The sequence below is a fragment of the Methylobacterium sp. B1 genome, from assembly GCF_000333255.1.
Classification (GTDB): Bacteria; Pseudomonadota; Alphaproteobacteria; order Rhizobiales; family Beijerinckiaceae; genus Methylobacterium; species Methylobacterium fujisawaense.
In genome coordinates, this window is sequence record NZ_BACT01000247.1 from 1 (window position 1) to 1034 (window position 1034).

Below are 1034 nucleotides of genomic sequence, written 5' to 3' on the forward strand. Positions count from 1 at the left end.
ACCCGAGCCGCTTGCCGCGCAGGATCAGGATCAGTCGCGCCCGGTCGCGATGCGTATAGACCCGCGTGTTCCCGGCCCGCTGAGGCGTCAGGAGACCCTTGTCCTCGTAGAAGCGGACCGTTCTCGCCGTCACCCCCAGGTCCTTGGCGAGCTGGGTCACGGTGTACAGCGTATCGGACACAGGTGACCTTCTCTTCGGAGAATTCACCGTATTCCCGGTGCGCGCGAGCGGTCAACGTCGTGCCGATACTCGGATGTTGATGGGCCCCGCATCGGCCCGCCGGCGCTCGTCCGCCACGCGCTCCGTCTCCGACAGCCTGCCGACCCCGGTCTTGGGCAGGGTCGTGCGGATCTCGATCGCCCATCGCCGGAAGCGTCTCCGGAGCGTCGTCGCAAAGCGTCCGTCGATGGCGCGGACCCTGAGCGTCGGCTTCGCCGGCCCATTTCCTTATGCCCTGCTGGGTTCCCACCTTCCCCTCCCTTCACCGGCCTCGCTCTCTCGCGGAGCGTGCGTGATTGGCCGGGCCAGGATTGACGTATAGGTTAGCTTCTATCCCAAAGCGTCAGCCGGTCGCAAGCGGGTTAGACGATGTCGCGAGGGCCGCTGTGACACTCGGCGAAGCTTTGTATTCGCGCCGCCGCACCCGAAGCCCTGTGCCGTACAAGGCGGCCCATCGGCGTCCTCGACGCGGTCCGCCGCTCGCCATCCAGCGCCTCCGCGTCGCGGCGTGAAACCGATTTGTCACACCAGCGCCTTCCCTGCGCCGGCCGGACGCCGGAGTTCATCAGCGCACCGCTTCGCGCTTGCATTTTCTTGCCGCTTTCGGCAGCGTCCTGACCTATTGGGAAGGGGTAATGCCTGCGCGTACCGGCAGTATCGTGATAGTGGCGGCCGCGCAAAGTGTCGGTGTCGCCGATGGTTCTGGCGGCACAAAACTCAGAAAACATGACATCCGCCCGAAACCGGAAGTGGATGCGCGGTAAACCTTGGGGAGGATCGTGATGAGATTTCGGTTTCTGGTGGCCGCCGGAAC

General features: G+C 65.2%; 2 protein-coding genes. Both read right to left on the reverse strand.

Features of this window, described 5'->3' with window-relative positions:
• A partial coding sequence (locus I53_RS07015) for a MerR family transcriptional regulator (RefSeq protein WP_187294316.1) occupies window positions 1-181 on the reverse strand: 181 nt, incomplete at its 3' end.
• 401 nt (window positions 182-582) lie between these two features.
• Window positions 583-1034, reverse strand: a 452-nt coding sequence (locus I53_RS34500) for a hypothetical protein (RefSeq protein ID WP_210161570.1), incomplete at its 5' end; no start/stop codon positions are given.